Annotated in this window: 5 protein-coding genes; 4 read left to right on the forward strand and 1 reads right to left on the reverse strand. The window is 43.1% G+C overall.

All coding sequences use genetic code 11. The features are described from left to right. The 4 genes from JI65_RS16485 to JI65_RS16500 form a co-directional block, all read left to right on the forward strand. Positions 1 to 284 (forward strand): response regulator transcription factor (locus tag JI65_RS16485; protein WP_191018258.1); only part of this gene is annotated, 284 nt, incomplete at its 5' end. 530 nt (positions 285 to 814) lie between these two features. Beyond that, positions 815 to 1,558, forward strand: a complete 744-nt coding sequence (locus JI65_RS16490) for a cache domain-containing protein (protein WP_191018259.1) — start codon at positions 815 to 817, stop codon at positions 1,556 to 1,558. Next, on the forward strand, positions 1,521 to 2,702 hold the full coding sequence (locus tag JI65_RS16495; protein WP_191018260.1) for a diguanylate cyclase domain-containing protein: 1,182 nt from the start codon (positions 1,521 to 1,523) through the stop codon (positions 2,700 to 2,702). The genes JI65_RS16490 and JI65_RS16495 overlap by 38 nt, the downstream gene beginning before the upstream one ends. Continuing rightward, a complete protein-coding gene (locus JI65_RS16500) occupies positions 2,695 to 3,723 on the forward strand; it encodes a TRAP transporter substrate-binding protein (protein ID WP_191018261.1) in 1,029 nt (342 codons plus the stop codon). Before JI65_RS16495 ends, JI65_RS16500 begins: the two co-directional genes overlap by 8 nt. Before the next feature lie 201 nt (positions 3,724 to 3,924). Here JI65_RS16500 and JI65_RS17200 read toward each other — a convergent pair. Then, positions 3,925 to 4,246, reverse strand: a 322-nt coding sequence (locus JI65_RS17200; protein ID WP_207106106.1) for a hypothetical protein, incomplete at its 5' end; no start/stop codon positions are given.

Here is a 4,246-nt window from a genome sequence, read left to right on the forward strand (position 1 = left end):
TTGAACTAAAGAATCTAGAAAATATGATTTGCGATTTATTTGAAGTTGATGAAAATCGTGGTGTTGCCAAAGCATGTCTGGAAAAAGCCGTTTCTGCGTATTCACTTTCAGAGCGAGAATCCGACGTTCTTAGACTGATTGCTGACGGCCGCTCAAACACCGAAATAAGCGAAAAAATTCACGTGAGCGTTTCGACTGTTAAAAAGCATATTTACAATATTTTTAACAAAGTCGGAGTAAATTCCCGCACGCAACTTTTAAATTTGGTTTATGAAAGATGCTAATAACCGCATCTCTAGTACAGATGCCGAACTAAATTCGGCATGACAGCCACTTCTTAGCCATTTCCCCTGTCCCAAGCCAATAAGCCCCCGCCCACCCAAGCGCAGATTTTCGCTAGAAAACTTGCGGAAAAACAACTTCGCTCATGTCTCCCCAAAGTTGCGAGCAGCGTGCGAGCAACAAAACAGCCCCTCCGAGTGGCCGCCGTGCTTGTCGCGGCGACTCGGAACCCCCTGCAAGCCCGCCCACCCAAGCGCAGATTTTTGCTAGAAAACTTGCGGAAAAACAACTTCGCTCATGTTTCCCCAAAGTTGCGAGCAGCGTGCGAGCAACAAAGGTAAGCTCGCAAAACGAGGCCTTGCTTGCCGCCGCGTTTTGCGAACCCCTGCAAGCCCACCCACCAAAGCACCAGTTTTTCGTTAGAAAAACTGGTGGGAAACGCACAAGATGACTTAAATTCTAAAAATAAACTTGTAGCGTTTCCTTGAATTTTTCTTTATAATTTATTAACTGCTGGTTGAGGTGGAACTTTATGAATCTAAAAAGATCTTTCAGAATACCGCTTTATATAGTCTTCGCAATCTTGCTCATATTCATTACGATTTGCTCTTTTGCCGTTTTTGAAAAATCCGTTAACAAAAATCTTTTTGAAAATTCTACCAACTTCCTAAAAGAGACTGCTTTCCTTTACGCAGGAACATTTCAGGTCAAATTGAACGACCAGCTTTTTATGCTTGAATCCCAGGCGCGATATTTTAACGACATTGACATGGACGACTACAATCTGCTCAAAAAAACGATTATGTCAACAAAAGGAGTGGGCGAGTTCAAAAGAATTGCCGTCGCCAATGCCAGCGGAATGACAATCAACTACGACGGAAAATCCTCCGGCAACATTCTTATGAAGGACTACTTCAAGAAGGCGATGGAAGGCCATTCACAAATCTCTTCCACGATTTCTACGGACGAAGACGGCGAAAAAGTCCTTACTCTTGCGGTTCCGATTTTTAATGGCGGAAAGCCAGTCGGCGTGATTACGGGAACATTCTCCTATTCCGTGCTGGAAAATATTTTTTCGGTGGACACGTTCGGCGGGGACGGATATTCGGTCATCAGCGACAAGAACGGCATGATTCTAATCGGAACCAAAAGCGAGAACAGACTTTGCACCACCGACAACTGGTTTGACTTTTTGATGGAAAAAAAAGCCCTCACAAAGAGTCAGCATGATTCGATTTATGCCGAAATGCAAAAAAAATCAAACAGGAATTTTTAACTTTTCGATTGGTGATGAAAGCCGAATTGTCGTTTATACGCCAGTCTGGCGAAATGACTGGTACGTTATTTCAACCATCACTTCGGACTATATCTTTTTGCAGCAAAAAAAAATCACAAAAATCACGGTGCGGCTCATTTTTATGGTGTCAGCAGTTTTTATGATTATTATTTTATTCTTGAGCCGCATGATGATTCTTCGCGCGCGGCTCGAAAAAGACAATTCCCGCTACGCAATAAATTACGAGACCAGCCAGACTTTAATTTTTGATTACGATTTTGAAAAGAAAATGATTGAATTTACCGGAAACACGTCATTTCTTTTTGGCGAGAATATAAAAAGCATTCCGCTTTCGGATTTTAAGAAAATTGAGTCGCGTGTTCATGAGTCAGAAAAAGGTGTCCTTTTAAAAATAAAGGACTTCTTGTCTGGAGGCGGAACTCGTTATATTTCGGAGCTGCGCCTTCTTTGCAAAAATAATGAATATATTTGGTACCGAATTACCGGAAACATAATACGGGATAAAGAAAATGTCCCTTTAAAATTCATTGGAAATGCCGTCAATGTTAATGCCCAGATTATGCACGAGCAGGAACTTAAGACAATGGTTGAAACGGACGGTCTTTCGGGGCTTTTGAACAAAGTCTACATGGAAAAGTCCGTCTCTAAGTTCATAGAGGAGTCCGGCGGAACTGAATTTGCTGCATTCTTCATTATCGATTTGGACAACTTTAAGCTGGTTAACGACAAACTTGGACATTCTTACGGCGACCAGGCGATTTGCGACACCGCGAACAAACTTTCCCTCGTGTTTTCCGAGCGAGATTTTATTGGACGAATCGGCGGGGACGAATTCTGCGTTTTTCTCTGCGTAAAAAGTTCGGTAAAAAATCCGATGCAAATCGTTGAAAAAAAAGCAAAAACCCTTCGGGACATTCTTTCGGAAGATTATACTAACGGAGACGTTTCGGTTCACGTTACCGCGAGTATCGGAATTTCTCTCTTCCCAAACCAGGCAACGCTTTTTAAGAGCCTGTTCAAAATGGCTGACACGGCCTTGTATCATGTAAAAAATAACGGGAAAAATAATTTTGCGATTTTTGATGAGGACATGCAAAATCATGGGGAGTCTGTTTATGAATAAATCAAAATTTTCTTTTGCGGCCCTTTGCGCGCTCGTGGCCTTTTTTTCGTTTTCTTGCAACAAAAAAACTTTGCTAGAGGAGCAGACTTCCGAAACAAAAATAGAAGAAAAGAATGTTGTTATTTCGTTGGGATTTTCGACTAACATGGAAGACCCGCGCGGAGTCGCTTCGCTTTTTTTTAAGAATGAAGTTGAAGAAAAGTCTGGCGGAAGAATTAAAATCGAGATTTTTCCAAACGGGGAACTTGGCGGAGATGCCGAGTTGATTGAAGGCGTGATGAGCGGAAAACTCGATATGACGGTTTCCAGTGCCGGAAATTTTGCGACCTATGCCACAAAGGTTGGAATTTCTGCAATGCCGTTTCTTTTTTCGGAATTTGAAGACGCCTGGCACTTTATGGACAGTGAACTCGTAACGGATGTGAACAAAACTCTTGAAGAATTCGGAATTATCGTTCTTTCTCATTATGATAACGGTTTTAGGTGCGTAACGACGACTTCGCGACCGATTAATTCCGTCAGCGATATGCAGAATTTGAAAATCCGAACGCCGCCGAATCAGATTGTAATGGAAACTATGCTCGCATTGGGGGCTTCTCCAAAGCCGTATGCGTTCAATGAGCTAAAAGCGGCATTAAAAAGCGGTCTTTTTGATTCAGAGGAAAATCCGATTCCTGTAATATTCAACAGCAGACTTTTTGAAGAACAAAAATATCTTGCAATCACGAATCACAGTTATGATGCTATGCCGCTCGTAATTCGTAAAACTTTGTGGGAAACTTTTTCGGCAGAAGAAAAATCAATTCTCCTTGAAGCTGCCAAAAAAGCTCAGACGCTGAACCGAAATCTTGTAAAAGAGCAGACTGAATCTTATGTTTCAAAACTCAAAGAGGAAGGAATGATAATAACGATGCCGGATTTAAAACCGTTCCAAAATGCAACGAGCGGTGTTATGGATGTTTTTGGGAACATTTATGGCGACAGACTTATTTCAAAAGTAAAAGACCTTACCGGTGAATAATCACCTTGCGATTTCTTGCGCGACCCGCCTGCGGTTTGCTGGTTTGAGCATAATAGAAACCGCCTGTCATTCCCGCACACGATGCTGTGCCATTCCGAACTCGATTCGGGGGCTCGTGCACCAAATATGTAGTGTAGATGCCGAAATAAATTCGGCATGACGCAAGTCTTTAGATTGCAAGTCCCTTGTAAGCTCGCCCGTTTAAACACAGATTTTCGGTAGAAAACTTGCGGAAAAACAACATCTCTCATGACTCCCCAAAGTTGCGAGCGGCGTGCGAGCAACAAAACTGCCTCTCCGAGTTGCAGCCGTGCTTGTCGCGTAACTCTGAAACCCCTGCAAGCCCGCCCACCAAAGCCAGATTTTCGGTAGAAAACTTGCGGAAAAACACCTTCGCTCATGTCTCCCCAAAGTTGCGAGCGGCGTGCGAGCAACAAAACTGCCCTCCGAGTTACCGCCGTGCTTGTCGCGGAACTCTGAAACCCCTGCAAGCCCGCCCACCAAAGCCAGATTTTCGCTAGAA

It is taken from the genome of Treponema zioleckii (assembly GCF_014737315.1).
Taxonomy (GTDB): Bacteria; Spirochaetota; Spirochaetia; order Treponematales; family Treponemataceae; genus Treponema_D; species Treponema_D zioleckii.

What these genes read in the sequence shown, in the direction of transcription:
- JI65_RS16490 (WP_191018259.1), top strand. Translation starts at nt 815, where the DNA reads ATGAATCTAAAAAGATCTTTCAGAATACCGCTTTATATAGTCTTCGCA.
- JI65_RS16495 (WP_191018260.1), top strand. Translation starts at nt 1,521, where the DNA reads ATGCCGAAATGCAAAAAAAATCAAACAGGAATTTTTAACTTTTCGATT.
- JI65_RS16500 (WP_191018261.1), top strand. Translation starts at nt 2,695, where the DNA reads ATGAATAAATCAAAATTTTCTTTTGCGGCCCTTTGCGCGCTCGTGGCC.